The organism is Tropicimonas omnivorans (genome assembly GCF_031846565.1).
GTDB lineage: Bacteria > Pseudomonadota > Alphaproteobacteria > Rhodobacterales > Rhodobacteraceae > Tropicimonas_B > Tropicimonas_B omnivorans.
The window spans coordinates 814,406-839,302 of sequence record NZ_JAVRHL010000001.1; the positions used below are offsets into that span (position 1 = coordinate 814,406).

26 protein-coding genes are annotated in these 24,897 nt (G+C 68.1%); 8 read left to right on the forward strand and 18 right to left on the reverse strand.

From position 1 onward, the window contains the following. Window positions 1–19: 19 nt before the first annotated feature. Both RM543_RS04020 and RM543_RS04025 read right to left on the reverse strand, forming a co-directional pair. Window positions 20–511 (reverse strand): hypothetical protein, encoded by a 492-nt coding sequence (locus tag RM543_RS04020; RefSeq protein ID WP_311689602.1) that lies wholly within the window; start codon window positions 509–511, stop codon window positions 20–22. After that, window positions 511–987, reverse strand: a complete 477-nt coding sequence (locus RM543_RS04025; protein WP_311689860.1) for an RNA pyrophosphohydrolase — start codon at window positions 985–987, stop codon at window positions 511–513. Before RM543_RS04025 ends, RM543_RS04020 begins: the two co-directional genes overlap by 1 nt. Before the next feature lie 360 nt (window positions 988–1,347). Between RM543_RS04025 and RM543_RS04030 the strand changes: the two genes are divergently transcribed. Next, window positions 1,348–1,749 (forward strand): globin domain-containing protein, encoded by a 402-nt coding sequence (locus tag RM543_RS04030; protein ID WP_311689603.1) that lies wholly within the window; start codon window positions 1,348–1,350, stop codon window positions 1,747–1,749. Window positions 1,750–1,874: 125 nt separating this feature from the next. Here RM543_RS04030 and RM543_RS04035 read toward each other — a convergent pair whose 3' ends face one another. The 8 genes from RM543_RS04035 to RM543_RS04070 all read right to left on the reverse strand — a co-directional run bounded on the left by RM543_RS04035 (window position 1,875) and on the right by RM543_RS04070 (window position 11,194). Next, the gene (locus RM543_RS04035) at window positions 1,875–2,177 is read right to left on the reverse strand and encodes a hypothetical protein (protein WP_311689604.1); all 303 of its coding nucleotides are present in this window, start codon (window positions 2,175–2,177) and stop codon (window positions 1,875–1,877) included. Between the two features lie 148 nt (window positions 2,178–2,325). Next, window positions 2,326–3,750, reverse strand: coding sequence for a S41 family peptidase (locus RM543_RS04040; RefSeq protein WP_311689605.1), 1,425 nt, complete (start codon window positions 3,748–3,750; stop codon window positions 2,326–2,328). A gap of 7 nt (window positions 3,751–3,757) precedes the next feature. After that, window positions 3,758–4,882, reverse strand: a complete 1,125-nt coding sequence (locus RM543_RS04045; RefSeq protein ID WP_311689606.1) for a murein hydrolase activator EnvC family protein — start codon at window positions 4,880–4,882, stop codon at window positions 3,758–3,760. A gap of 4 nt (window positions 4,883–4,886) precedes the next feature. Continuing rightward, window positions 4,887–6,401, reverse strand: coding sequence for a 2,3-bisphosphoglycerate-independent phosphoglycerate mutase (gene gpmI, locus RM543_RS04050; protein WP_311689607.1), 1,515 nt, complete (start codon window positions 6,399–6,401; stop codon window positions 4,887–4,889). A 110-nt stretch (window positions 6,402–6,511) separates the two neighbouring features. Continuing rightward, a complete protein-coding gene (gene fzlA / locus RM543_RS04055) occupies window positions 6,512–7,177 on the reverse strand; it encodes an FtsZ-binding protein FzlA (protein WP_311689608.1) in 666 nt (221 codons plus the stop codon). A gap of 134 nt (window positions 7,178–7,311) precedes the next feature. After that, a complete protein-coding gene (mtgA, locus tag RM543_RS04060; protein ID WP_311689609.1) occupies window positions 7,312–8,082 on the reverse strand; it encodes a monofunctional biosynthetic peptidoglycan transglycosylase in 771 nt (256 codons plus the stop codon). A gap of 65 nt (window positions 8,083–8,147) precedes the next feature. Next, window positions 8,148–8,927 carry a transglutaminase-like domain-containing protein gene (locus RM543_RS04065; RefSeq protein ID WP_311689610.1) on the reverse strand — a complete coding sequence of 260 codons (780 nt, stop codon included), beginning with the start codon at window positions 8,925–8,927 and terminating at the stop codon, window positions 8,148–8,150. A 26-nt stretch (window positions 8,928–8,953) separates the two neighbouring features. Next, window positions 8,954–11,194, reverse strand: a complete 2,241-nt coding sequence (locus RM543_RS04070) for a transglycosylase domain-containing protein (RefSeq protein ID WP_311689611.1) — start codon at window positions 11,192–11,194, stop codon at window positions 8,954–8,956. Between the two features lie 272 nt (window positions 11,195–11,466). Here RM543_RS04070 and RM543_RS04075 point away from each other — a divergent pair, with 272 nt between their 5' ends. Beyond that, window positions 11,467–11,805, forward strand: coding sequence for a P-II family nitrogen regulator (locus tag RM543_RS04075; protein ID WP_116085759.1), 339 nt, complete (start codon window positions 11,467–11,469; stop codon window positions 11,803–11,805). A 34-nt stretch (window positions 11,806–11,839) separates the two neighbouring features. Then, on the forward strand, window positions 11,840–13,207 hold the full coding sequence (gene amt / locus RM543_RS04080) for an ammonium transporter (protein ID WP_311689612.1): 1,368 nt from the start codon (window positions 11,840–11,842) through the stop codon (window positions 13,205–13,207). A gap of 88 nt (window positions 13,208–13,295) precedes the next feature. Here amt and RM543_RS04085 read toward each other — a convergent pair whose 3' ends face one another. From RM543_RS04085 to dapA, 6 genes are all read right to left on the reverse strand, one after another. Next, a complete protein-coding gene (locus tag RM543_RS04085) occupies window positions 13,296–13,673 on the reverse strand; it encodes a rhodanese-like domain-containing protein (protein WP_311689613.1) in 378 nt (125 codons plus the stop codon). Between the two features lie 66 nt (window positions 13,674–13,739). Next, window positions 13,740–14,918, reverse strand: coding sequence for an amino acid aminotransferase (locus RM543_RS04090; protein WP_311689614.1), 1,179 nt, complete (start codon window positions 14,916–14,918; stop codon window positions 13,740–13,742). Continuing rightward, complete coding sequence (locus tag RM543_RS04095; RefSeq protein WP_311689615.1) at window positions 14,918–15,484, reverse strand: GNAT family N-acetyltransferase; 567 nt, start codon at window positions 15,482–15,484, stop codon at window positions 14,918–14,920. The genes RM543_RS04090 and RM543_RS04095 overlap by 1 nt, the downstream gene beginning before the upstream one ends. Then, the gene (sseA, locus tag RM543_RS04100; protein ID WP_311689616.1) at window positions 15,481–16,347 is read right to left on the reverse strand and encodes a 3-mercaptopyruvate sulfurtransferase; all 867 of its coding nucleotides are present in this window, start codon (window positions 16,345–16,347) and stop codon (window positions 15,481–15,483) included. Before sseA ends, RM543_RS04095 begins: the two co-directional genes overlap by 4 nt. An 81-nt stretch (window positions 16,348–16,428) precedes the next feature. Further along, window positions 16,429–16,902 (reverse strand): SsrA-binding protein SmpB, encoded by a 474-nt coding sequence (gene smpB / locus RM543_RS04105; protein WP_311689617.1) that lies wholly within the window; start codon window positions 16,900–16,902, stop codon window positions 16,429–16,431. 117 nt (window positions 16,903–17,019) lie between these two features. Then, window positions 17,020–17,895 (reverse strand): 4-hydroxy-tetrahydrodipicolinate synthase, encoded by an 876-nt coding sequence (gene dapA, locus RM543_RS04110; protein WP_311689618.1) that lies wholly within the window; start codon window positions 17,893–17,895, stop codon window positions 17,020–17,022. Window positions 17,896–18,065: 170 nt separating this feature from the next. Between dapA and RM543_RS04115 the strand changes: the two genes are divergently transcribed. After that, on the forward strand, window positions 18,066–20,021 hold the full coding sequence (locus RM543_RS04115) for a lytic transglycosylase domain-containing protein (RefSeq protein ID WP_311689861.1): 1,956 nt from the start codon (window positions 18,066–18,068) through the stop codon (window positions 20,019–20,021). On the opposite strand, the gene RM543_RS04120 is transcribed toward RM543_RS04115, so the two are convergent. Together RM543_RS04120 and mnmC2 are read right to left on the reverse strand one after the other, a co-directional pair. After that, a complete protein-coding gene (locus RM543_RS04120) occupies window positions 20,018–20,911 on the reverse strand; it encodes a DMT family transporter (RefSeq protein ID WP_311689619.1) in 894 nt (297 codons plus the stop codon). The genes RM543_RS04115 and RM543_RS04120 overlap by 4 nt on opposite strands. A gap of 82 nt (window positions 20,912–20,993) precedes the next feature. Next, a complete protein-coding gene (gene mnmC2 / locus RM543_RS04125; protein ID WP_311689620.1) occupies window positions 20,994–21,662 on the reverse strand; it encodes a tRNA (5-methylaminomethyl-2-thiouridine)(34)-methyltransferase MnmC2 in 669 nt (222 codons plus the stop codon). Window positions 21,663–21,715: 53 nt separating this feature from the next. Between mnmC2 and RM543_RS04130 the strand changes: the two genes are divergently transcribed. From RM543_RS04130 to queG, 4 genes are all read left to right on the forward strand, one after another. Beyond that, on the forward strand, window positions 21,716–22,771 hold the full coding sequence (locus RM543_RS04130; protein ID WP_311689621.1) for an NAD(P)/FAD-dependent oxidoreductase: 1,056 nt from the start codon (window positions 21,716–21,718) through the stop codon (window positions 22,769–22,771). A gap of 91 nt (window positions 22,772–22,862) precedes the next feature. Further along, the gene (gene rsfS, locus RM543_RS04135) at window positions 22,863–23,291 is read left to right on the forward strand and encodes a ribosome silencing factor (RefSeq protein WP_311689862.1); all 429 of its coding nucleotides are present in this window, start codon (window positions 22,863–22,865) and stop codon (window positions 23,289–23,291) included. 4 nt (window positions 23,292–23,295) lie between these two features. Further along, entirely contained in the window at window positions 23,296–23,766 is a 471-nt protein-coding gene (rlmH, locus tag RM543_RS04140) for a 23S rRNA (pseudouridine(1915)-N(3))-methyltransferase RlmH (RefSeq protein WP_311689622.1), read from the forward strand. 49 nt (window positions 23,767–23,815) lie between these two features. Beyond that, on the forward strand, window positions 23,816–24,847 hold the full coding sequence (gene queG, locus RM543_RS04145) for a tRNA epoxyqueuosine(34) reductase QueG (protein ID WP_311689863.1): 1,032 nt from the start codon (window positions 23,816–23,818) through the stop codon (window positions 24,845–24,847). The last annotated feature ends 50 nt before the right edge of the window (window positions 24,848–24,897 follow it).

Sequence of the window (24,897 nt, forward strand, 5' to 3'; positions counted from 1 at the left end):
GGTGTGCGCTGGCCCTTCTCTATTCCGTAGCGCAGTCGCCCTCGTCGCGGTGGCAGGCCACGACCCGCTCCAGCTGCCCCTTGCTCGGCTGGCCGTAGGCGTCTCCACCGCAGGCATTGATGTCGACGCGCCAGTCGTCGCCGATCTGCTCCAGCGCCATCATCATCGGCTCGGGGCCGGGCGGGGTGGGGCACCAGGGGCCGAGGCAGGAAAGGCGGACGGTGACGGGCGTGCTCACGGGAACGGTAAAGCCGTCCTTCGTGATCGCATGCCCCTCGAAGGGGATGCCGGGAAAATCCCGGGTCTCGGGGGCGCCCACGTCGTAGCTTTCCATCTGCGGAAAGCTCACGGCGGAGAGGTCCAGCTGCCCATAGGCGATGCGGAAGGCCTCTTCGGCATCCCGCGCCTGGGTGTAGATCCGGACCGGATCGGGGCGCAGGCAGGACAGGGCAGCAGCCTGACCGGCTGAGAGGGTCGCAGCGGCGACGAGGAGGGCGGCGATGGGGCGCATCAGAGGTACTCCGAAAAGCTGTCGATCACCTGGCGATAGACAGCGCGTTTGAAGGGGACGATCCGGTCCGGAAGCTCGGCGGGCGGGATCCAGTCCCACCGGGAGAATTCCGGGTGATCGGTGTCGATGCGGATATCGGCATCCGAGCCGAGGAACCGCGCGAGGATCCATTTCTGTTCCTGCCCGCGCCAGCGCCCGCCCCAGACCTTTCCCACGAGAATGTCGGGCAGGTCGTAGCGCAGCCAGTCCGGGGTCTCGGCGACCACGTCGGCGAGGTGGGGCTTCACGCCGGCCTCCTCTTCCAGCTCCCGCAAGGCGGCGCCGCGCGGGGTCTCTCCGGGATCTATCCCGCCCTGCGGCATCTGCCAGGCGCCGGGCGTGTCGATCCGCTCCCCGGCGAAGGCTAGGCCGTCCGCATTGAGAAGCAGAATGCCGGCGCAAGGCCGGTACGGAAGGTCGGTCGAGGAAAGTGTCATCATGGATCCGTTAGACTAGTCGCGGGATCGCTATTCAATAGCGGGCCATCGGCGTCGCCGGAACACGCACCGCGGCCCACGGGGATCGAACCGGGCCGTGCTTCCGCTCGGCGCGCAAGGCAGGGACAGGTCCGGCGCGGAAGGAACCGGATCGGAAAGCGCGCTCGGTCTGCCCGTTTTCGCGACGCTGATCGCCCTTTTCCTCATCAATCGCCACGTGCCCGCAAGATTGTAGAGGCGGTGGTGGAATTCGCCTAGAAGTGGCGTCTGCGCGCGCTACCGTGAACAGTCACATCCATGGGACAGCACCCTCACCTCACGCCCTCCGATGTTGATCGAGTGACGCGAACGTGGCGCCGAATGGCAGCGCTGGGGCCGGTCGCCGCCAGGACCTTCTACCAAACCCTCTTCGATTTGCGCCCGCAGTACCGGCAGTTGTTCGAAGAGGATATGGAGGGGCAATACGTCAAGTTCGTGTCCACCATGGGCTTCCTGGTCGACCACCTTCACGATCCGGCCGTGTTCGAGCACGAGGCGCGCAAACTTGGCAGCCGTCACAAGGAATATGGCGTCGTCCCCATCGATTATGCCTCCGGAGGCCTCGCCTTGATGCGCGCCTTCGATCAGCATCTCGTTCCGCCCCTGACAAAGCGCGAACGGGTGGCCTGGGTGCATCTTTACGACGAGGTGGCGCTCTTGATGATCGACGACGGTGTCCCGAGCGGGGCCGAACGAGTCAGTGAAAACCAGCAGCCCGAGTGACGAACGTGCTTCGCCGCCCGTCCCCGCGCCTTGCCGTCTTCAGATGAAAAAAGCAGGTGTCCGCAAAGCGCGTTGGGAAGCGATGCGCTCGAAGCGGACGGTCAAGAAGTGGTGCCGTCCTTCTCCTACCGCTCTTCAATCGCTTGAGAGATGAGATCTTGGCTGGCAGCAGATCCGATGGCGCGACCTGTTTCCGTCAGTGTTGCTTTTGCATTTGACGCAAAATCCATGCGCCGAAGGTCATACTCCGGTCTCCCGTCCATCCCCGTGATTGCGTCTTCTATACCAGCAATGTAGGCGGCGGAGATGAGAACATCCTGAGTGACAAGGCCGTTCTCCTCGAGCGCCGCCGCTATTTCCGCCATGATTTCCCGCGCATTTCGCTTCGTGAGCGCATCAAGGCGAATTATCAACTCATCCATTGTCATCACTTTCAAAGATCTGTTGTTTCAGCTCGGTTGTATTGCACCGCTGTGCCCCGTTGCGACAAAGAGAACCAACACGCTTTGCAAACACCCTCAAAAAAAGGGCCGGCCCATCTTGGACCGGCCCTTCGTTCTACCGAGGCGGGAGGCTTTACTGCGCCTCTGCGCCGGCCTCCTCGTCGCTCTCGGCTGACGCATCGTCGTCGGACATCGCCTCGGCGGCGACGCGGCGCGCCTCCGGACCGAGGGCAGAGAGCCCCTTGAGGATGTCGATCGCGTAGGCGAGCTGATAGTCCTCTTCCCGAAGTTCCGCGGATTTCTCGGCGGCGGCCTGATCTTCCTCGATCTGGCGGATCTCGTCCTCGGTCAGGCTGTCATTGTCGAGCGCGCCACGCAGGGAGCTTTCGGAGCGGTTGTTGATGACCGCGCTTGCGCCCTCGTCCGACTCGTCCTCATCGGCAGGCACGGCGGCCGGCTGCTGCACGACGATGTCCGGGGAAATCCCCAGCGCCTGAATGGAGCGGCCGGACGGCGTGTAGTACCGCGCGGTGGTCAGCCGCATCGCGCCGTCCTGCGACAGCGGCATCACGGTCTGAACGGAGCCCTTGCCGAAACTCTTGGTCCCCACGACGATCGCCCTGCGATGATCCTGCAGCGCGCCTGCGACGATCTCGGAGGCGGAGGCCGAGCCGCCGTTGATCAGCACGACGATGGGCTTGCCGTTCGCAAGATCGCCCTCCTCGGCATTGTAGCGATCGCCTTCGCTTGCCATGCGTCCGCGCGTCGAGACGATCTCGCCCTTGTCGAGGAAGGCGTCCGAGACAGCGATCGCCTGCGTCAGGAGGCCACCGGGGTTGTTCCGCAGGTCGAGCACGATGCCGTTGACGGAATCCGGCCCGCCATGCGTCTCGATCGCTTCGGCCAGCGTGCTCTCGAGGTTGGGATAGGTCTGATCGTTGAATGTCGTCACGCGCAGCACGACCGTATCGCCCTCGACGCGGGTGCGCACGGCCGTCAGCGTGATCGTGTCGCGCACGATGGTCACGTCGAACGGCTCGTCGCGGCCCTCGCGCACCACGGTGATGATGATCTCGGAGCCGACGGGCCCGCGCATCAGGTCCACGGCCTCGTCCAGGGTTAGGCCGAGGACGCTCTCTCCGTCGACATGGGTGATGAAGTCGCCCGCCTCGATGCCCGCTTCGTCGGCCGGGGTGTCGTCGATGGGGGAGACGACCTTCACGAAGCCGTCCTCCTGCGTCACCTCGATGCCGAGGCCGCCGAATTCGCCGCGGGTCTGCACCCGCATGTCCTGCGCATCCTCGGGGGAGAGGTAGCTGGAATGGGGATCGAGCGAGGTCAGCATGCCGTTGATGGCCGCCTCGATCAGTTCCTCCTCGTCAACGTCTTCCACGTATTGTGCGCGGATCCGTTCGAAGATGTCGCCGAACAGGTCGAGCTGCTCGTAGATATTGACGTTCCGTTCGGCTTCCTGTGCCAGGAGTGGCCCGGCCACCTGCGTGGTAAGGAGCGCGCCCGCAAGGGTGCCGCCCACGGCGGCCATCGCGAATTTCCTCATCCTGTTCTCATCCTTTTTCGGTGGCGGCGAACCAGGTGGCGGGATCCGCCGGGGCGTCGCCCTCTCTGACTTCCAAGTAAAGCGTTTCGCTGCGCGTGGCACCAGCGCTAGTGCCGGGGCCGGTCAGGATCGCCTCGTCGTCCGGGCCGCTGCCCCCGCCCATCACGCCGATCGGCGCTCCGGCGGGCAGGACCTGGCCCGGCGCACCATAGACCACGTCCAGCCCGGCGATCACCATCAGATTTTCGCGTGCAGGCTCAAGCACAATCACATTCCCGTACCCGGAAAGAGGCCCGGCATAGCGCACCGTCGCGCCAAGGGGCGTCGTCACGAGGGCCGCGGGACGCGTGGCGATGGACCATCCGGGCCGCGCGACGCCGTCCGCTCCGATCTCGTCGAACCTGCGGATGATCTGTCCGTTGACGGGGAGGGGCAGGGCGCCGGGCCGCGGGCCCGTCTCGCTCTCGGGACGTTCCGGCAGAGGTTCGATCAGGGCGGCGAACTCGGCCAGCGAGCCGGCATCGGCGGCGAGGCGCGCCATCTGGTCGGCATTGCTAGCGGTGCGCAGCGGAAGGTCCGTGCGCTCTGCCACCGCCTGGGACAGGGCGAGCCGCGCGGCCTGCGCTTCGGACATGCCGCGGGCCAGGTCTTCGGAGGCGCCGTCCTGCAGGGCGCGCAGCAACCTCAGTTCGGCAAGGTCCGCCCTCAGTGCATCGGCCTCCGCGCGAAGGCCGGGGGTGACATCGGCGAGCATCATGCCCGAGCGCGCCGCGCCCAGGGGGCCGTCCGGATGCATCATCAGGACGGGTGGGGGAGAGCTGCCGATGGAGGACAGCGCGCCGAGCAGGCGGGACAGCTCTTCCTCGCGGCCCGCGAGGCGTTCCTCGATGGTGCGCTCCCGCGCCGCCGCATCCCGGATCCCGTCGCGAAGCGCGGCGAGACCTTCCTCGTAGGCGCGCACGGTGCCGGTGAGGGCAGCCACCCTCTCCCGCCGCCCGGTGGCCGCTTCCAGCCCAGCCGACGCCTCCTCGAGAAGGGCGGAGGCCGCACGCGCGGCGGCGGCAGGCCCCTCCTGCGCCGTGGCGGGGACGGCCAGCAGGAGGGCGAGGGCGATATGGGGGAGGGCGGGCACGGGGTCAGGCGAGGAGGGAGACGCCGGTCATTTCCGGCGGGGTCTCGACGCCCATCAGCTCCAGCAGTGTCGGAGCGAGATCGGCGAGACGCCCGTCCTTCAGATCGGCCCCCTCCGGCGCGCCCACGACGATGACCGGGACGGGGTTCAGCGTATGGGCGGTATGGGGGCTGCCGTCCTCGGCCAGCATCGTATCGCAATTGCCATGGTCGGCGGTGACGATCATCGCGCCGCCGGCCTTCTCCAGCGCCTCGACGGCGAGGCCGAGACCCCGGTCCACCTCCTCGCAGGCGACGATCGCGGCGTCGATATCGCCGGTATGGCCCACCATGTCGGGGTTGGCGTAGTTCACCACGATCAGGTCGTAGCCCGACCCAATGGCCTCGACGAGCTTTTCGGTGACCTCGGGGGCGGACATTTTCGGCTGCAGGTCGTAGGTCGCCACGTTCGGCGACTTCGGCATGTAGCGGTCCTCGCCCGCCTCCGGCTCTTCCTTGCCGCCGTTGAGGAAGAAGGTGACGTGAGGATACTTTTCCGTTTCGGCGAGGCGGAACTGGCGAAGCCCCTTTGCGGCGACCCATGCGCCGAGGGTGTTCACGATCTTCCGCTTCGGAAAGACGCTCTCGAACCATGCCGTGTGCCGGTCCGAATACTCGACCATGCCGAGCCTGGCGGCGAAGTCCGGACGACCCTGCACGCTGAACTCGGCGAAATCCGGATCGCCGATTGCCGCGAGGATCTCCCGCGCCCGATCAGCCCGGAAGTTGAGGCAGAAGATGCCGTCCCCGTCCGCCGCGCCGGCATAGTCCCCGATGACCACGGGCAGGATGAACTCGTCCGTCTTGCCCGCCTCCCAGGACGCCTGCACCGCGGCCTCGGCTGTCGGCGCGCCCACGCCGTCCGCCGAGACGATGGCATCATAGGCCTTCTGGACGCGATCCCAGCGGGTATCCCGGTCCATCGCGTAGTACCGGCCCGTCACCGTGGCGATGCGCGCCCCCTCCGGCATGCGGTTCTCGAGCTCGGCGATGAAGGCGTCGGCGGATTTGGGAGCCACGTCCCGCCCGTCCGTGATCGCATGGACCGCGATCGGCACGCCGGCCTCCGCGATCGTCCGCGCGGCCGCGATCATGTGGTCGATATGCCCGTGAACGCCACCGTCAGAGGCGACGCCCATCAGATGCGCGGTGCCGCCCGTCTCCTTCAATTTGCCTACGAAGCCCAGAAGCGCCTCGTTCTCGAAGAAGCTGCCATCCTCGATGGCAAGATCGATCTGCCCCAGATCCATGGCGACGACGCGGCCTGCGCCGATATTGGTGTGGCCGACCTCCGAATTGCCCATCTGTCCGGTCGGTAGACCCACATCGGGGCCGTAGGTCGTCAGGGTGGCATTGGGGCAACTCGCCATCAGCCGGTCGAAATTGGGTGTCTCGGCGAGGGCGGGGGCGTTGCCCTCACGCCGGCCGCCGATGCCCCAGCCGTCGAGAATGCACAGGACGACGGGTTTGGGATGGCTCATGGGTTCGGCCCTTTCGCGCGCTGGTCTGCCGGTGCCCCTGTTCTAGGCCCCGCGCGCCCGAGAGAAAAGGCGCGGTCCCTGTTCCCGCCCGGGGCGGAGCGCGGCGCGTCTCAGAAATCGAGGTCGGCGTAATGCGCGGGCGGGCGGAAGGACGAGACCTGGTCGGCAAGGATGCCGCGGAACGCGGGGCGCGACTTGATCTTCGCGTACCAGTCCTTGACGTTCTCCGAGCGGTTCCAGTCCACGTCCGAGATGTAGTCGAGCGAGGAGAAGTGCGCGGCCGCGGTGAAGTCCGCCAGCGACATCTGATCCCCGCCGAGCCAGCGGCGCTGGTCGAGCAGCCAGTGCATGTAGTCGAGGTGGTACTTGATCGCCTTCGAGCCGGCCTTGATCCGGGAGCTGTCGGGATAGCCCTGCCCGGTGATCTTCTTGTTCACCCGTTCGTAGACGAGGTTCGCCGTGACCTCGTTGTGGAACTTGTCGTCGAACCAGGCGCAGAGGCGGCGGACCTCGTAGCGGTCCTCGGGGGTGCGGGGCATCAGGACCGGCGTCGGCTCTATCTCCTCGAGATATTCGCAGATCGCCTGGCTCTCGGGCATGAAGCGCCCGTTTATCCGCAGGATCGGCACCTTGGCGGCCGGGTTGCGGCGCAGGAAATCGGGATCCTGCTCCCAGTAGCGCTCCTCCACCAGTTCGACCTCGATCCGCTTCTCGGCAAGGACGAGACGGACCTTGCGGCAGAAGGGAGAGAGGGGGACGTGGTAAAGGCGGTTCATGGAGCGGACCTGAAACGAGTGCGGTTCAATGGTGATGCCGTCTGAGGCGACAGAGTGCAATCCCGAGGCGCGTCAACACTCGCGGGCGCCAGGGTCTTCGTTTTCGCTCGCCGCGGCGGCGCCCCGCCGCCGGCTCAGTCCTCGAAACAGGCCGCACGGCCGTCGCGCGCGATGGTGGCCGCGCCGTCCTCGATCGCAGCCCCCCTTCGGCGCATCCAGTCCGGCGGCGCCGAGGGGTTGCGCGCCTTGGGCGCCGGCAAGGCCGCGGCAAGAAGCCCCGCTTGCCGGGCGGTGAGCTTCGCTGCCGTCGTCCCGAAATAGAAGTTCGCCGCCGCCTCGATGCCGAATATGCCTTCGCCGAACTCGGCCACGTTGAGATAGAGCTCCAGGATCCGGCGCTTGGGCCAGACGATTTCCGCGACCGGCGTGATCCCCGCCTCGAGCGCCTTGCGCGCCCAGGAGCGGTGCTGCCAAAGGAAGACGTTCTTCACCGTCTGCTGGGACAGCGTGGAGGCGCCGCGGATGGCGCCTTCATTCAGCGCGCGACGAATCGCGCTCATGTCGAAGCCCCAGTGGAGACAGAAGTTGGCATCCTCCGCCGCGACGGCGGAGCGCAGCATTACCGGTGCGATCTCGTCCACCGGCACCCATTCGCGCGTGATCCCGTCAAGTCTGCGGCCCTCCGACACCATTGTCCATGTCGTCGGCGGGGCGACGAAGCGGAAGATCAGAATCGCGAGAAAGAGAAGGATCACGAAGACGCCGAAAAGCCGGAGGGCCTGCCGGATCGCCCAGCGGCGCGCGCGCTTGACCGGCGAGGCCGCGGGCCTGTCTCGGCCGCGACCGGTTCCGCTGCGCGGCGGCGACTTTCGCCCCGCACCTCCTGATCGTGTTGAACGTGCCATTCGGCCTGACTATCGCGGGCGAACCGGTGCGGGAAGCCGGATCGCGCGGAGTGGGCGCGGAAGTGTCACCCGCGGGAAACGGCCACGGACTGGTATTTCAGCGCGATAGGCGCGAAGGACGTCAGGAAGGCGATATCCGTCGCGTCCCTGCCGACGCCGATGACGGCCAGCTCCGCGGGATCGGACATGCCCGTCGGGTCCACCATGTGCCATGCGCCGCCCAGGTAGACCTCGGCGACGGCGTGGAAGTCAGGCGGCGTCACCGCTGCGGAATAGACCGCAACCATCCGCGCCGGGATCGTCGCCGCGCGCGCCAGCGACACGAGGACATGCGCGTAGTCGCGGCAGATCCCGCGGCGGGAGAGAAAGGTGTCCACCGCGTCGGTGTCGGCGTTGCTCGCGCCCGGAACGTAGGAGAAGGACGCTTCGACCCAGTCGCGCATCGCGGCGATCTTCGCGCCGCCCGAAAGCGCGCCGAAGCGATCCTCCACGAAGGCCTCGAACCGTCCAGAAGGGCAGAAACGGGAGGGCAGCAGGTAGTGTACCGCCTCCCCGGGGAGCGCATGGAGCGGCGTCTCGGCAAGGCCTTCCAGCGGCGGCACATCCCGCGTGACCTCGATCCGGGCACGATAGGTGCAGCGGAAGGCATCCTCGCAGTGAAGCCAGAGACGCTCGCCGATCCCGTCCTCGGCCGGCACGCGCCGCATCTCGTCCGTCCCCGGCGCGGACAACTCGTTCGACACCATACGCTGGCCTTCCGTTTCGGCGGCCTCGATCTGAAGGAGGAGCGCGGTCGGCTCCACGGCATCGTAGTCGAGGCGAACCTCTACGTTCAGCGTCGTCATGGACGGCTCCGTTTTGCCAAGGGAGGTCAGTTCCCGCCCCCGAGGATCGTTCCGAGCACGTCCCTCAGAATGCGCTCGCCGATATTGTCGGGCTGCCGCTGTTGCTGCTGGGGCTGGTATTGCTGCTGGTTTCCGGCGGTCTGCGTCTGCCCCTGATAGACGGGGGCCTGCTGCTGCGGCTGCTGCTGCTGCGGAGCGGGCGCGGCGACCTGCTGCTGCGGCACGTCCATCGGCAGCGGCCTGACCTCCATGCCCTCATGGACGCGCATCATCGCCTCGTGCCAGATCTCGGCCGGAAGGCCGCCGCCGGTGACGCCGGAGAGGGGCGTGTTGTCGTCGTAGCCCATCCAGACGCCGGCCACGTAGTCGGCGGTGAAGCCGACGAACCAGGCATCCCGCGCGGCGGAGGTGGTGCCGGTCTTGCCGGCGGCGGGGCGGTCGCCGAGCTTCGCGCGCCCGCCGGTGCCGCCGTCGATCACGCGGCTCATCATCCAGACGAGCTCCCGGGCGGCGTGCTCGGAGATCACCCGCTCGCCGTACCCGCCGTCCTGCCCCATCAGGGCCTCGCCCTCTCCCTGGATCCGGAGTTCGAGGAGGCCGTAGGGCGACACGGAGCGGCCGCCGTTGAGGATGCCGGCATACGCGCCGGTCATCTCGAGGAGGGACGTCTCGGAGGCGCCGAGCGCGAGGGCCGGACCGTTGGCGAGGTCGCTGACGATGCCGAACTGTTCGGCCACGGTGCGCACGGCGTCGCGCCCGACCGCTTCGGACACCTTCACGGCCGGCACGTTCAGGCTGTCCTTGAGAGCGTCCGCAAGGGTCACGCGGCCCTTGAAGTCCCGCGTGTAGTTCTTCGGGCAATACTGACCGGAGCCGGGGACGTTGATGCACCAGGGCTCGTCCACCACCGTCGCAAGCGGGGAGTGCCCCATGTCGAGCGCGGCGGCGTAGATGAAGGGCTTGAAGGAGGAGCCGGACTGGCGCTTGGCCATCGTTGCACGGTTGAACGCGCCGGAGACCTTGCTGCGACGTCCGCCGACCATGGCGCGGACCGCGCCGTCGGCGCTCATCACCACGATCGCGGCCTCGGCCTCCGACCCCTCGCGGACCTTCTCCTCGAAAATGTCCGCCAGCGCTCCTTCGGCGGCGCGCTGGATCCGCTGGTCGAGCGTGGTGCCGATGACGACGTCCTCGGTGGTGTTGCGGGTCAGGAAGTCCGGCCCGGAGGACATCACCCAGTCGGCAAAGTAGCCGCCGGCGCGCGCCTCGGCGGCGGCGGACAGCTCCGCGGGGTGCGCCCAGGCCTCATCACGTTCGGCCGCGGTGATGTAGTCCTGCTCGTACATCAGGCGGATCACGGTCTCGGCCCGCGACTGCGCCCGCTCGAGGCTGGAGGTCGGCGCATAGCGCGAGGGGGCGACGAGGAGCCCCGCCAGCATGGCCGACTGGGCGGGATCGAGCTGGCTTACATGGGCGCCGAAATAGCGCTCGGCCGCGGCGGCGAACCCGCGCGCGCCGCCGCCGAGATAGGCGCGGTTGAGGTAGATCGTGAGGATCTCCTCCTTGGTGTACCGCGCCTCCATCGCCATGGCGTAGATCGCTTCCTTGATCTTCCGTCCGACGGTCGTGCGGCGGCAATCCTCCTCGTACTCCGCTTCGGACATGCCCGAATCGGGGTCGTAGGGATCGCCGAGGCAGAGGAGTTTCGCCGTCTGCTGGGTCAGCGTGGAGCCGCCGTGCCCGGACAGCGGCCCGCGGCCCTCCCGCATGTTGATGCGCATGGCGGAGGCGACGCCGCGGGGGCTGACACCGAAATGCCTGAAGAAGCGCCGGTCTTCGGTGGCGACGACGGCGTTGACCACGTTGGGGTTCACGTCGTTCGTCGAGGTGATGGTGTCGAACTGCTCCCCGCGCCAGGCGAAGACGTCCCCGTTGCGATCGAGGAGCGTGACGGAGCCGCGTGCGCGGCCATCGACCAGCGCCTCGACGGGCGGAAGCGTCGTGTAATAGTAGCCGACGGCGCCGGCGATCAGCAGGCAGACGATCAGCGCGGTGCGGAAGACGAGGCCGAAGATCACCCGCATCAGAAGGCGGATGAACGCGGCGATCCAGCCGAGGGGGCCGCCCCGCCGGCGGCGCGCAGGCGCAGAGCGGCTCCGCCGCGCAGCGCGGGCGGGCTTGGACTTCGCGGGCTTGGGCTGGCGCTTCGGCGCGGCTTTTCCCGCGCGTCGCTCGCCACTCAGGGTGGGCCGCTTGCCTGAACTCATGGCGCTCGCCCCTTTCGGTTTCTTGTTCTGCTCGATTGGAGACGTGCTTACCGAACCCTGCGCCAGTTGGGGAGATGGGAAGTGGTCACGTTTTGATTTTCATTCTCTGCCCGAAAAATGGTCACCACCGTGTGGGCGCCTAAAGTTTAGGCATGTGCGCGTTTCGCAGCAGGCGGGGCAGGCGCCGTTTCTTGAATGCGTGCCCCCTTTGCGTGCCTTTTCAGCGCCGTGAACTGCCGGAGACATGCCCGGTTCAGCCGAAGGGGACACTAGTGAAACTCATCATTGCTGCAATCAAGCCGTTCAAGCTGGAGGAGGTGCGCGAGGCGCTCACCGCCATCGGCGTGCGCGGCATGATGGTAACCGAGATCAAGGGCTTCGGCTCGCAGTCGGGCCATACCGAGATCTACCGCGGCGCCGAATACGCCGTGAACTTCGTGCCGAAGGTGAAGCTGGAAATCGTCGTCAGCGCCGCCATGGCCGATCAGGTCATGGAGACGATCGCGGCCACCGCCAAGACCGACAAGATCGGCGACGGCAAGATCTTCGTCCTCGACGTGGGCCAGGCCGTCCGGGTTCGCACGGGCGAAACCAACGATAACGCGCTTTAAGCGCCGGCCGGAACAGACAGGGGATACCGATCCAATGAAACTCAAGTCCACCCTTCCGCTCGTCGCGGTCCTGGCGCTCGCGCCGGGTCTCGGCATGGCGCAGGAGGCCGCTGAAGCCGCCGAGGCCACGACGGACCTCGCCGCCGCGTCCACCGACAGCGTCTTCATCTTCAACTCGCTGCTGTTCCTGATCGGCGGTTTCCTGGTGTTCTGGATGGCCGCGGGCTTCTGCATGCTCGAGGCCGGTCTCGTGCGGTCCAAGAACGTCACGATGCAGCTCACCAAGAACATCGCGCTCTTCTCGCTCGCCGCGATCTTCTATTACCTCATCGGTTACAACATCATGTATCCGCTGGGGAACTGGACCATCGGCACCGATGAGACCGGCGGCTATCTCGGCGCCTTCGGCGTCGCGGTGCTCGAAGCGGTCGGCGTCGGCCGGGATGCCGCTGACGATTACGGCTACGCCTCCACCGGCTCGGACTTCTTCTTCCAGCTGATGTTCTGCGCCACCACAGCCTCCATCGTCTCGGGCACGCTCGCCGAGCGCATCAAGCTGTGGCCGTTCCTCGTCTTCACCATCATCCTGACCGCCCTGATCTATCCGATCCAGGCGTCCTGGAAATGGGGCGGGGGCTTCCTCGACAGCCAGTTCGGCTTCCTCGACTTCGCCGGCTCCACGGTCGTTCACTCGGTCGGTGGCTGGGCAGCCCTCGCCGGTGCCATCGTCCTCGGCCCGCGGATCGGCAAGTATGTCGACAGCCGCACGGTCCCGATGCCCGGCTCCAACCTTGCCCTGGCCACGCTCGGCACCTTCATCCTGTGGCTCGGCTGGTTCGGCTTCAACGGCGGCTCGCAGCTCGCCATGGGAACCGTCGGCGACGTGGCCGACGTCTCGCGGATCTTCGCCAACACCAACACGGCCGCGGCGGGCGGCGCCATCGCGGCGCTCATCCTGACGCAGATGCTCTACGGCAAGGTTGACCTGACCATGGTGCTGAACGGCGCCCTCGCCGGCCTCGTCTCGATCACCGCCGAGCCGCTGACCCCGAGCCTCGGTGCGGCGACCCTCATCGGTGCCGTCGGCGGCGTGATCGTGGTCTTCGCGATCCCGTTCCTCGACAAGCTGAAGATCGATGACGTCGTCGGTGCGATCCCGGTGCACCTCTTCGCCGGGATCTGGGGCACGCTCGCCGTGGTCCTGACCAACCCCGATGCGACCATCATGGGTCAGCTCATCTCGATCGTCATCGTCGGCGTGTTCGTCTTCGTGGTGTCGCTGGTGGTCTGGTTCATCCTGAAGGGGGTAATGGGCCTGCGCGTCAGCGAGGAAGCCGAGATCGCCGGCCTCGACACCGCCGAGCTCGGCATGGAAGCCTACCCGGAATTCCATCGCGGCTGACCGCCCCGGCCTGATGGCCGACAAGATTGCCCCGGGCACATGATCGTGCCCGGGGTTTTTCGTTCGGGGAAGGGCCGGTCCGGTCGGTTCAGCCGTTGACGAGTTTCGGTGCGCCGGTGGCCATGTCGGTGCCGAGATAGGCGCGCTTGTCCCCTTTCCAGACACCGAAGCCGCCGCCGAGATGCGCGACGGGATCGAGGCCGGCGGCCAGTGCCGCGCGGGCGATCTTCTCGGACCGCGCGCCTCCGGCGCAGTGGAAGACGATGCGCTTGCCGTCCTGCGTCGGCAGGGCGCCGGCATCGAAATGGGACATCGGGAAAAGAAGCGCGCCCGGAATGCGCTCGAGGGCGTATTCCTGCGGCGTCCGAACGTCTATGAGGACGATCTCGCCGGTCTCGAGGGCCGCGGCCACCTCCTCCGGCGTCCAGGTTTCAAGGGTGCCCCCGTCCGTCTTTTCCGTCTTCATCTCGGTCTCTCCGGCGCTGGTTGAACTCGCCGTTCGAGATAGGGCGGCGCGCCTGAGCGTCAGGGGTCAGAGAACGTCTGCGATGGCCCGTGCCGCGGCCGGAATGCTCGCGGGGGTCAGCCCGGCGACGTTGATCCGCCCGCCGCCCACGACATAGACCGCGTGCTCCTCCCGCATCTGCCTGACGGCGTCGTCCCCGAGGCCGAGGAGGGAGAACATGCCGCGCTGTTCGGCCAGCACCTGCCAGCCGGGATCGCCCGTCGCCTCCGTCAGCGCCTCGGCGAAGCTGCGGCGAAGCGTGTTGATACGCGTCCGCATGGACGACAGCTCTTCGGTCCAGCTTGCGCGAAGGCCCGGATCACCGAGGATCGTCGCCACGATGCGGGCGCCGTGGTCGGGGGGGAAGGCGTAGGAATGGCGGTTGAGGCTCGCCAGGGTGCCGGAAATCGCGTCCGCGGCCTGCTGGCCCGCCCCGAGGGCCACGACACAGCCGACGCGGTCGCGGTAGAGGCCGAAGCTCTTCGAGCCGGAGAAGGCGAGCAGGAACTCCGGCAGCCGGTGCGAAAGTTGCCGAAGCCCGGCAAGATCCGCCTCGATCCCGTCTGCGAAGCCCAGATAGGCCAGATCGACGAGGGGCACCGCACCTCTGCGCTCCAGGAGGTCTCCGAGCGCGCTCCAGTCCGCTGCGGTCAGGTCCGCGCCGGTGGGATTGTGGCAGCAGCCGTGGAGCAGGACGAGATCGTCCCGTGCCGCCTCGCCCAGGTCCTCCAGCATCGCCGGGACGTCGGCCCGGCCGGTCGCCGGGTCGTAGTAGCGGTAGCGCCGCCAGCGGATCCCCATCGCGTCGAGGATCGCTTCGTGGTTGGTCCATGTCGGATCGCTGAGCCAGACGGTGAGATCGCTTTGCGCCTTGCGCGCCAGCTCGAAGGCCTGCCGGATCGCGCCCGTTCCGCCGGGGGTGGCGAGCGTGGCGAGGCGCTCCTGCGGCACGTCGCCGAGGACCAGCTCGGCCACCGCGTTGCGAAAGCCGGGATCGCCCGAAAGCGCGGTGTAGCCCTTGGTGGTCTGCCGCTCGAGGATACGCGCCTCGGAGTCATGCACCGCCTTCAGGACGGGCGTCGTGCCGTCCTCGGCCTTGTAGACGCCGACGCCGAGGTCGATCTTGTCGTCCCTCGGATCGGCCGCGAACTCCGCCATCACCCTCAGGATCTTGTCCGGCTCCGCTGCCGGGAGATGCGCGAACATCAGTTCGGGATCCGCGAAAGATCGCGCGGACGCGTCAGGATGCGCTCGTGCTCGGTACGCCTGACCGGCTCGAAGCCGCATCGCTGGTAGAGCCCCAGCGCGCGGGGATGGTCGAGCGTGTTGGTATTCACCGTCATCCGTGTCACTCCGTCGAAATCCCACCCGATATGGATTGCCGTCTCCAGCATGAAACGCCCGAGGCCCCGCCCGATCGCCTGCGGCGCGAGGCCGAAATAGGACAGATCGCAGGTTTCGGGCTCGCGGTGGTCGAGAAAGAAGAAGCCGTTCGGCCAGCCGTCCCTGAGGAGGGTCCAGAGCTCGGTGTCCGGATCCTGGATCCAGCTTGCGAGATCTTCCTCTCCGGCCTCGAACATGTCCTCCCACGAATAGTCGGTCCCGACCGCGCGGTAGAGGTCGAGGAAGTACCAGACCGGCGGCGTGCGCGCGCAGAGGAGCTGCACGGGGCCGGAGAGCGGGTGGTGCGGCCGGGGATAGGATGGCCGCTCGGTCATCTCCAGCCAGGTGATGGTATAGTCGATCCGGCTTCCCGCTGGCAGAACGCTCATCCGGTTTCAACCTCCAGTTCGGGAAAGGCGCCCCATTCGGACCAGGAGCCGTCGTAGAGCGAGTTGTCCTCGTGCCCCAGCCGGGCAAGGGCGAGGGAGAGGATCGCGGCGGTCACGCCGGAGCCGCATGTGGTGATGACGGGGCGGGAGAGATCGACACCGCCGGCCTCGAACGCGGCGCGGAGGCCCGCGGCGTCCTTCATCGTGCCGTCCGCATTCAGAAGCGTGCTGTAATGGACGTTGAGCGACCCCGGGATGTGGCCCGCGCGCATTCCCGCCCGCGGTTCGGGCTCCTCGCCGCGGAACCGGGAAGGGGAGCGGGCGTCCACCACCTGACGGTCGCGGGCCTTCGCGGCCTGCGCCACATCCGTCACGTCGGAGAGCAGGTGCGGCCGGGGATGCACGGTCAGGTGCCGGTCCCGCGCCTGCGCGCGCGTGCCGGTGAGCGGGCGATCCTCGGCGGTCCATTTCGGCAGACCGCCGTCCAGGACCGCGACATCGTCCTTGCCCATCAGGCGGAAGAGCCACCAGACCCGCGCGGCCGAGAAGAGGCCCGCGCCGTCATAGATCACCACCTGCTGACCGTCCCCGATCCCTAAGGCGCGCACCCGCGAGACGAACATTTCTGGCGGCGGCGCCATGTGAGGAAGGCCGGAGCGGTGATCCGCGATCGCGTCGATGTCGAAGAAGCGGGCGCCGGGAACGTGGGCCGCGTCGAACTCCGCCCCCGCGTCGCGCTCCATGGCCGGAAGGTACCAGGACGCATCGAGGATGCGCAGTGTGTCGTCGCCCAGATGCCGCGACAGCCAGTCCGTCGAGACCAGCGTGCGGGGATCGTCGAGGGTAGCTGCGTCGCCTGCCATCACCGGGGCCTCCTTGCCGCCGATATGGCTAGACCGGAGGGCGGGGCCTTGCAACCCGGCCCGCTGCGGGCGCGCTTCGGGTCAGCCGTGTTCCTTGAGGAGCCGCGACTTGGCACGCTGCCAGTCACGCTTCGCCTCGGTCTCCCGCTTGTCGGGCGCGCGCTTGCCCTTCGCGATGCCGATCTTCAGCTTCGCGATGCCCTTGTGGTTGAAGTAGAGCACCAGCGGCACGAGCGTCATGCCCTTGCGCTGGGTCTCCGACCACATCCGGGCAAGCTCCTTGTTGTTGGCCAGGAGCTTGCGCCGGCGCCGGTCCTCGTGGCCGAACATCGCCTGCTCGTAAGGCGCGATGTAGCTGTTCACCAGCCACAGCTCCCCGTCCTTCACCTCGGCGTAACTCTCGGCGATGTTGGCGGTGTTCAGGCGCAGCGATTTCACCTCCGAGCCCTGCAGGACGATGCCGCATTCGATGTCGTCATCGATGGCATAATCGTAGCGGGCCCGCCGGTTCTCGGCGATCACCTTGTAGTTCGGGTTGTCCTTGGGCTTGACCATGACGCGGTCATATAGGGGACATGGCGCTCAGGGCCAATGGGGCGCTCGACATCAGGAGCGCGGGGGCCGGGGCAGCGGACGGCCACATCGCCGGCCGCCGCCCCGCCCGCCCGGCGCTCAGCCGATCAGGCCGGCATGCTCCATCGCGTCCTTCATCGCGAGCCGCACCGTCTCGCTGAGCGGCGTGAGCGGAAGGCGGACCTCGTCGCGGCAGCGCCCGAGGAGGGACAGCCCGTACTTCGCCCCGGCCACGCCCGGCTCCAGGAAGACCGCGCGGTGGAGCGGCATCAGCTTGTCCTGGTAGTCCAGCGCCTTGGCGTAATCGCCCGCAAGGGTCGCGGCCTGGAACTCCGCGCAGAGCTTCGGAGCCACGTTCGCGGTCACGGAAATGCAGCCCTGCCCGCCATGGGCGTTGAACCCGAGGGCAGAGGCGTCCTCGCCGGAGAGCTGGCAGAAGTCCGACCCGCAGGTCTGGCGCTGGCGGGACACCCGCGCCACATCGCCCGTCGCGTCCTTCACGCCGACGATGCGCGGCAGCTCGGCCAGCCGGCCCATCGATTCGGGCGTCATGTCCACCACCGAGCGGCCGGGGATGTTGTAGATGATGATCGGCAGATCGGAGCTTTCGTGAAGTTCCGTGAAATGCGCGATCATGCCGGCCTGCGTCGGCTTGTTGTAGTATGGCGTCACCACGAGGGCGGCATCCGCGCCGACATCCTGGGCGTGGCGCACCAGCCGCTTCGCCTCGTGCGTGCTGTTGGAGCCCGCCCCGGCGATCACCGGCACGCGCTTTGCTGCGATCTGCACCGCGCGCGCGACCACGTCCTCGTGCTCCTTGTGGCTCAGCGTCGGCGTCTCGCCTGTGGTGCCGACGGGCACGATGCCGGTGCTGCCTTCGGCGATGTGCCATTCGATCAGGGCCTCGAGGGCGCTCCAATCCACCTTGCCGTCCTTGAAGGGCGTCACCAGCGCTGGAATCGATCCTTGAAACATTGGTTTTTTTCTCCTGTGCCGGGGGCCGCGCTTCGCGGCGCGCGGACCCTAGCGATGGTCGGAGAGATTGCCAAGTTTGTGAGTTGTGATACGCGGCGCAGGTTCTACCCTCTGGCTTTGCCTCTTGCCTGTCCCGAAGACGGAACCCGAAGGACTCCGCCTTGCTCCACGTGTTGAAATGTACCGTTCGCGCCGCTGCGGTGGCGTGTGTCCTCTCTCCCGTCCTTGCAACCGGCGCCGCGGCGACCCCGGGGGGCGATGCTCTTGCGCAGGCGATGGACCAGATCCGCGCCGGCGACTGGAGGCGGGCGACCATCGCGGCCGAGCCCGGCGGGCAGGTGGCGCTGGATTTCGTGACGTGGCACCGCCTCCGGCGCGGCGGCGAGGCGACGTTCGCTGAATATCTCGATTTCCTCGGCCGCAACCCGGACTGGCCCGGCCTCGACCTGCTGCGCGTGCGCGCCGAAACGGCGATCCCCACGACGGCGGCGCCCGAGACCGTCCTGGAATTCTTCGAATCCCGCATTCCGGAGACCTCCACCGGCCTCCTGCGCCTGATCGACGCGCACCGCACCCTCGGTCATACCGGCGACGCGCAGGCCCTCGCCGTGCTCGCCTGGCGGACGATGACGCTCACGACCGAGGCCGAGTCGCAGCTTCTTGAGAATTACGGCGAGATCCTGGGCTCTCACCACGTCTCCCGGCTCGACGATCTTCTCTGGCGGGGCGAGCTCTCGGCGGCGCGGCGGATGTATGCGCGCGTGCCCGATGGCTGGGAGGCGCTGGCCGAGGCCCGTATCGCGCTGTCGCAGCAGGCGCCCGGCGTCGACACGCTGATCGAGAAGGTGCCCGACGGCCTCGCCGATGATGCGGGCCTCGCCTACGAGCGCTTCAACTGGCGCGCGGCGAAGGGGCGGAACGAGGATGCCGTGGTGCTGATGGATGAGCGCTCATCCTCGCTCGAAGGTCTCGGGCGGCCGCAATACTGGGCGAGCTGGCGCCGCATCTTCGCCCGGCAGACCATGCGTGCCGGAAATTACGCGGATGCCTACGCGCTGGCGAGCCAGAACTTCCTCGTGGACGGGTCCGACTATGCCGATCTGGAATGGCTGTCCGGCTTCATCGCGCTGCGTTTCCTGAACGATCCGGAGCTTGCGGTCTACCATTTCACCCGCTTCGACGCGGCGGTGCAGACGCCGATCAGCAAGGGCCGCGGCCATTACTGGCTTGGGCGCGCCTACTCCGCCGCCGGCAATGCCGAAGCGGCTCAGGCCGCCTACGAGGCGGGCGCCGAGCATCAGACGAGTTTCTACGGTCTTCTGTCGGCGGAAGCGGCGGGCCTGTCGCTCGATCCCACGCTGACGGGGGCGGAGACGTTTCCGGCGCTGGAGGCCTCGCCTCTCAGGGACAGTTCGGTGCTGGCGGCTGGCTTGATGCTTCTCGATGCGGGCATCGATTACGAGGCGGAGCGCTTTCTCACACATCTCGTCGAGGAGCTGGACCGCGACGCGGCCGGCACCCTTGGCACGCTTCTGCTCGAGCGCGGCGAAGAGCATGTCGCGCTCATGGTCGCAAAGCGCGCGGCCTCCGTGGGGACGGTCATCCCCGCGGCCTATTTCCCGATGAGCGACATGCTCGACCGGGACGACCTGCCGGTGGAGCGGGCCCTCGCGCTGTCGATCGCGCGACGCGAGAGCGAGTTCGACCCAGTCGTCGTCTCCCCCGCCGGGGCGCGCGGCCTGATGCAGCTGATGCCCGGAACGGCGCAGGACGTCGCAAGCGAGCTGGGTCTGCCTTACGACCGGGATGGCCTGACGGACCGGCCCGATTACAACGCGACGCTCGGATCCGCCTATCTCGCCGGGCTGATCGAGGTGTTCGGGCCGGCGCCCGTTCTCGTCTCGGTGGGCTACAATGCGGGGCCGGGCCGTGCGGTGGACTGGGTCGGCGACCGGGGCGATCCGCGAAGCGCCGGCGTCGACATGATCGACTGGATCGAGATGATCCCGTTCCGCGAGACGCAGAACTACGTGATGCGCGTGACCGAATCGCTGCGCATCTACCGTGCGCGCCTCACAGGAACCGCCGGCCCCGTCGCCTTCACGGACCTCCTGCGGGAGGGCTAGCGAGCGCCATCGCGGCGCATGGCCCGCGCCGCGATGGCTGACCGCACGAGGGTGAAGATCCCTGCGGATGTGACGATGAGGGCGCCGATCACGACGTTCAACTCCAGCGCATCGCCGAAGATCGTCACCCCGAAGGCGCTGGCGAAGACCAGCTGGAAATAGGCGAAGGGCTGCACGACGGAGGCCTCGGCGACCTCGTAGCACCTGATCAGCAGCCAATGCGCGAGAGAGGCGGTGACGCACAGAAGCGCCATCCAGGCCCAGTCCCCGGCGGCCATCGGCTCCCAGAACCAGACCCCGATCAGCGTCATCGCCACCGCGCCGACGGTGCCGGTCCAGAAGAAGCTGGTCGCCGCACTGTCGGACCGGCCGCAATAGCGCGTGAGCAGGCCGTAGAGGGCGAACATCGCCGCACCCGCGACGGCGAGAAGCGCGGCGGGAGAGAAGACGCCGAAGCCCGGCTGCAGGATCACGAGAATGCCGACGAAGCCGATCCCGATCGCCACCCATCGCCGCCAGCCGACACGCTCGCCGAGGATCGGCCCCGAAAGGGCCGCGACCATCAGCGGGTAGACGGCGAAGATCGCGTGGGTCTCGACGAGGCCGAGGATGACGAAGGCGGTGACGAGGGTGAGCACTTCGGCGATGAGAAGGAGCGAGCGGAATCCCTGGATCCACGGCATCGTGGTCCGCGCCGCTTCGCGGATGCCGCCCGCCTGTCGCGTGGCCAGGAGGATGACGAAAGCCGCGAAGAACCAGTAGCGGATCATCATGACCATGAAGACGTTGTACTGGCCCGCGAGGTGACGGGAGATCCCGTCCTGCGCCGAGAAGACGAAAGTGGCGGCCAGCATCAATCCGATGCCGAGGCGGGAGTTCTGCTCGGTCATGGGACGCGTTGTGCCGCGCCGGGGCGGCAATGGCCAGACGGGGCAGTCCGCCGGGAGCGATGCCGGAGCGGGGCTCTGCCGATCACTCCGGCATCCGCCCGACGCTCATGTGCCGCTTCCGGCCGTATCCGGGACGCCGCTCCACCACGAACCCGGAGGCGGCGAGGGCGCGGCGGACGGCTCCGGCGGCGGTGTAGGTCGCGAAGGTTCCGCCGGGCGCAGTGCGGGCGGCGACGGCGGCGAGAAGCTCCGGCTCCCACAGCTCCGGGTTCTTCGCCGGCGCGAACCCGTCGAGGAACCAGGCGTCGGCGCGCCCCTCCCAGGCCGGCACCCTCTGCCGTGCATCGCCCACGATCACCTCCGCCTCGACCGGCCCGATCCGCGCGGCAAGCCCTGCGGGATCCCACGCCGCGAGAAGCGCCGACACGTCCTCCTCCGCGACATCGAATTGCGCCAGTGCCCGGCCGAGGTCCGCCAGGGACAGCGGGTAGGCTTCGAAGCCGGTGTACCGGACCTCCACCTCCGCCTCCCGCGCCATCTGTGCGAGGGCGAGGAGGTTCAATCCGGTGCCAAACCCGAGCTCGGCCACGTGGAAGCCGCCCCGGGCCCGCTCCGGCAGGCCGTTTCCGGCGAGAAAGACGTGCCTCGTCTCCGCCAGGCCGTCCTCCAGGGAGAAATAGGGATCGTCGAACCGGGTGCTCACGGGCACACCGCTCTCCTTCCACGTCACTCCCTTCTCACCCTGATCCATCTGTCCTAAGCCCTGTTCAGCGACGACGTCGACATGGGGCGCGAGGGGCGGGTTTGGCAAGCATCGAAGCAACGGTGAGAGGGGCGGGCATCTTCGGGCTCGCCTGTGCGTTCGAGATGGCGAGGCGGGGCGCGCGGGTGCGCGTGATCGACACGCGCGGCCTCGCCTCTGGCGCGTCCGGCGGCGTCGTGGGAGCGCTCGCCCCCCATGCGCCGGAGCGGTGGGACGCGGCGAAGGAGGCGCAGCTCGAGAGCCTCCTCGCGGCGCCCGCGTTCTGGAGCGCGGTCCAAGAAATCTCGGGCAGGAGCCCCGGATACGCCCGCCTCGGGCGTCTTCAGCCTATCCCTGAGGGTGGCGAGGAGCGGGCCGAGGCGCGGGCGGCCGAGTCGGCCGAACGCTGGCGCGGGCAGGCGGAGTGGCGTGTGATCAGGGTGGCGGGGGCCGGGGACTGGGCCCCGGCGTCTCCCACCGGGCGGCTCGTCTTCGACACGCTGTCTGCCCGCATCGCCCCTGCCGCCGCCTGCGCGGCGCTGGCCGAGTCGATTTCGCGGCTGGGGGGCGAGTTGATCCTCGGGGAAGATGCGGCGGAGATCGGCCCCGTCCTTCATGCCACCGGTCCTGCGGGCCTCGCCGCGCTGTCCGAGGCGACCGGCCGCGTGATCGGAGCGGCGCAGAAGGGGCAGGCGGCGCGCCTCGGGCTGGACCGGCGGGGCCTGCCGCAGCTCTATGCCGGCGGGCTTCACATCGTCCCCCATGCGGATGGAAGTGTGGCCGTCGGCTCCACCTCCGAGCGGGATTTTGCCGATCCCCGGAGCACCGATCATCAGCTCGACGATGTCATCGCGGCCGCCCGCGCGGCGTGTCCCGCGCTCGCCGATGCGCCGGTCCTCGAGCGCTGGGCGGGGCTCAGGCCCAGATCGCGCTCCCGGCGCGCAATATTCGGCCGCTTCCCGGGCAAGGAGGGTCATTTCGTGGCCAATGGCGGCTTCAAGATCGGATTCGGAATGGCGCCCCTCGCCGCGCGCCTCATGGCGGATCTGATCCTGGACGGCCGTGACGCCATCCCGGCCCCCCTGCGCCTCGAGGCCCTGCACGCCTCCCGTGCGTGACACGCCCGTTGAGAAAACACTCTTCGATTGCTACCTTGTCAGTACGCCCAGCGCCGGGGCTCAGGCGGCGCGACAAACGGAGGACGATGTCCTGTCTATTCATGCGGACGCCGCCACGCACCCGGCGGCACATGGCGCGGCTATGACCGCGCAGCCCGGGGCCGAGAGCAGCGAAGCGCTGCTCAAGCGCATCCTTTCCTCTCTCGATGACGACAAGGCCGAGGATGTCGTGCAGATCAACCTGCGCGGCAAGTCCGAGATGGCGGATTACATGGTGATCTGCTCGGGCCGCTCCACCCGCCAGGTGGCGTCGATCTCGCAGAACCTCGTCGACCGCCTCAAGCAGGAGGCCGGCCGCCAGTCGAAGATCGAGGGCAAGGACAGTGGCGATTGGGTGCTGATCGATGTGGGCGACGTGATCGTTCACGTCTTCCGTCCCGAGGTGCGGGAGTTCTACCAGCTCGAGAAGATGTGGCAGCCCGCGACGGCGGCCGCCGAGATCCGGCCGGGCGCGAACTGAAGCCATGCGGGTGGGCGTTCTGGCCGTGGGGCGCCTGCGCGCCTCTTCCGAGCGCTCACTCGTCGAGGATTACCTCTCCCGCGCGGCCAAGGCCGGCCGCGGGATGGGTCTGACCGGGTTCGACGTCACCGAGATCGACGACCGGAAGGGGAGCGGCCGGGACGGCGAGGCGGCTCTCCTTCTGAAGGCGCTGCCCGAATCTGCCGCTCTCGTGGCGCTGGACGAGCGGGGACGGACGCTGGATTCGCCTGGCTTTGCCGGCGAAGTCGCGGGCCTGAGGGACCGGGGCGCCGGCGGCCTCTTCTTCGCCATCGGCGGGGCGGACGGGCACGGGGCCGCGCTTCTGGAGCGGGCGGACCTCCTCCTCTCCTTCGGCGCCATGGTGTGGCCCCACATGCTCGCCCGCGTCATGCTCACCGAGCAGATCTACCGCGCGACGCAGATCCTCGCCGGTACGCCCTATCACAGGGTCTGAAGCCCCGAGTTTTCCCATGCCCAGCGAGCCCAGAGACAGCCCGGACGCAATGGAGGCGCTGAAGACGCGCCTCGCCGGGGAGGTGCGCGAGACCGGCTTTGCCGAGATGGGCATCTGCGCGCCGGATTCGCTGCCTGACCTGCCCGAGCGGCTCGCCCGGTTCGTGGAGGAGGGGCGGCATGGTCAGATGGAGTGGATGGCCGAGCGAATGGCCTGGCGCTCGGACCCCTCGGCGCTCTGGCCCGAGGCCCGCTCCGTCGTCATGCTGGCGGACAGCTACCGCCCGGAGACGGATCCGCTTGCCGGCCTCGCCGAGAAGGATCGCGGCCTGATCAGCGTCTATGCCCGCGGCAAGGATTACCACGATATCGTCAAGAAGCGGCTGAAGAAGCTGGCGCGCTGGTTGATCGCCGAGGGCGGCGGAGAGGTGAAGGTCTTCGTCGATACGGCGCCCGTCCCCGAAAAGCCGCTGGCAGAGGCGGCGGGGCTTGGCTGGCAGGGCAAGCACACGAACCTTCTCAGTCGCGATTTCGGAAACTGGGTGTTCCTCGGGGCGATCTTCACCACGCTCGACCTGCCGAAGGACGTGCCGGAGCGTGAGCACTGCGGCTCCTGCACCCGCTGCCTCGACATCTGCCCGACGAACGCCTTTCCGGCGCCCTTCCAGCTCGATGCGCGTCGCTGCATCTCCTACCTGACGATCGAGCACAAAGGGCCGATCCCGGAGGAGTTTCGCGCCAGTCTCGGCAACCGGATCTACGGGTGCGACGATTGCCTCGCGGTCTGCCCGTGGAACAAGTTCGCCGTCGCCGCCGGGGATGCCCGCCACGCCGCCCGGGATGATCTGGACCTGCCGCCCCTGAAGGAGCTGGCAGAGCTCGACGATGCCGCGTTCCGTGCGCGCTTTTCGGGCTCTCCCATCAAGCGCATCGGACGGAATCGCTTCGTGCGCAATGTCCTCTACGCCATCGGCAATTCGGACGAGCCGGCGCTCCTGCCGGTGGCCAAGGGCCTGCGGAGCGACGCCGATCCCGCGGTGGCGGATGCCGCGGAGTGGGCCGTGGGCCGCCTGACGGGTTGAGTGGCAGCGGGGAGTCGCTACGTTGAGGGGTGTATCACCTGCATGAGGAG

Bases quoted from the DNA above. Each gene is read 5' to 3' on its own strand.
- smpB (WP_311689617.1), bottom strand. From the start codon at position 16,902: ATGGTCAAGCCCAAGGACAACCCGAACTACAAGGTGATCGCCGAGAAC.
- RM543_RS04090 (WP_311689614.1), bottom strand. From the start codon at position 14,918: ATGTTCGCGCATCTCCCGGCAGCGGAGCCGGACAAGATCCTGAGGGTG.
- RM543_RS04030 (WP_311689603.1), top strand. From the start codon at position 1,348: ATGGCAGCGCTGGGGCCGGTCGCCGCCAGGACCTTCTACCAAACCCTC.
- RM543_RS04070 (WP_311689611.1), bottom strand. From the start codon at position 11,194: ATGAGTTCAGGCAAGCGGCCCACCCTGAGTGGCGAGCGACGCGCGGGA.
- mnmC2 (WP_311689620.1), bottom strand. From the start codon at position 21,662: ATGGATCAGGGTGAGAAGGGAGTGACGTGGAAGGAGAGCGGTGTGCCC.
- RM543_RS04035 (WP_311689604.1), bottom strand. From the start codon at position 2,177: ATGACAATGGATGAGTTGATAATTCGCCTTGATGCGCTCACGAAGCGA.
- RM543_RS04025 (WP_311689860.1), bottom strand. From the start codon at position 987: ATGACACTTTCCTCGACCGACCTTCCGTACCGGCCTTGCGCCGGCATT.
- RM543_RS04085 (WP_311689613.1), bottom strand. From the start codon at position 13,673: ATGAAGACGGAAAAGACGGACGGGGGCACCCTTGAAACCTGGACGCCG.
- dapA (WP_311689618.1), bottom strand. From the start codon at position 17,895: ATGTTTCAAGGATCGATTCCAGCGCTGGTGACGCCCTTCAAGGACGGC.
- queG (WP_311689863.1), top strand. From the start codon at position 23,816: ATGGAGGCGCTGAAGACGCGCCTCGCCGGGGAGGTGCGCGAGACCGGC.
- rlmH (WP_311689622.1), top strand. From the start codon at position 23,296: ATGCGGGTGGGCGTTCTGGCCGTGGGGCGCCTGCGCGCCTCTTCCGAG.
- sseA (WP_311689616.1), bottom strand. From the start codon at position 16,347: ATGGCAGGCGACGCAGCTACCCTCGACGATCCCCGCACGCTGGTCTCG.
- fzlA (WP_311689608.1), bottom strand. From the start codon at position 7,177: ATGAACCGCCTTTACCACGTCCCCCTCTCTCCCTTCTGCCGCAAGGTC.
- RM543_RS04040 (WP_311689605.1), bottom strand. From the start codon at position 3,750: ATGAGGAAATTCGCGATGGCCGCCGTGGGCGGCACCCTTGCGGGCGCG.
- mtgA (WP_311689609.1), bottom strand. From the start codon at position 8,082: ATGGCACGTTCAACACGATCAGGAGGTGCGGGGCGAAAGTCGCCGCCG.
- RM543_RS04095 (WP_311689615.1), bottom strand. From the start codon at position 15,484: ATGAGCGTTCTGCCAGCGGGAAGCCGGATCGACTATACCATCACCTGG.
- RM543_RS04065 (WP_311689610.1), bottom strand. From the start codon at position 8,927: ATGACGACGCTGAACGTAGAGGTTCGCCTCGACTACGATGCCGTGGAG.
- gpmI (WP_311689607.1), bottom strand. From the start codon at position 6,401: ATGAGCCATCCCAAACCCGTCGTCCTGTGCATTCTCGACGGCTGGGGC.
- amt (WP_311689612.1), top strand. From the start codon at position 11,840: ATGAAACTCAAGTCCACCCTTCCGCTCGTCGCGGTCCTGGCGCTCGCG.
- RM543_RS04120 (WP_311689619.1), bottom strand. From the start codon at position 20,911: ATGACCGAGCAGAACTCCCGCCTCGGCATCGGATTGATGCTGGCCGCC.
- RM543_RS04020 (WP_311689602.1), bottom strand. From the start codon at position 511: ATGCGCCCCATCGCCGCCCTCCTCGTCGCCGCTGCGACCCTCTCAGCC.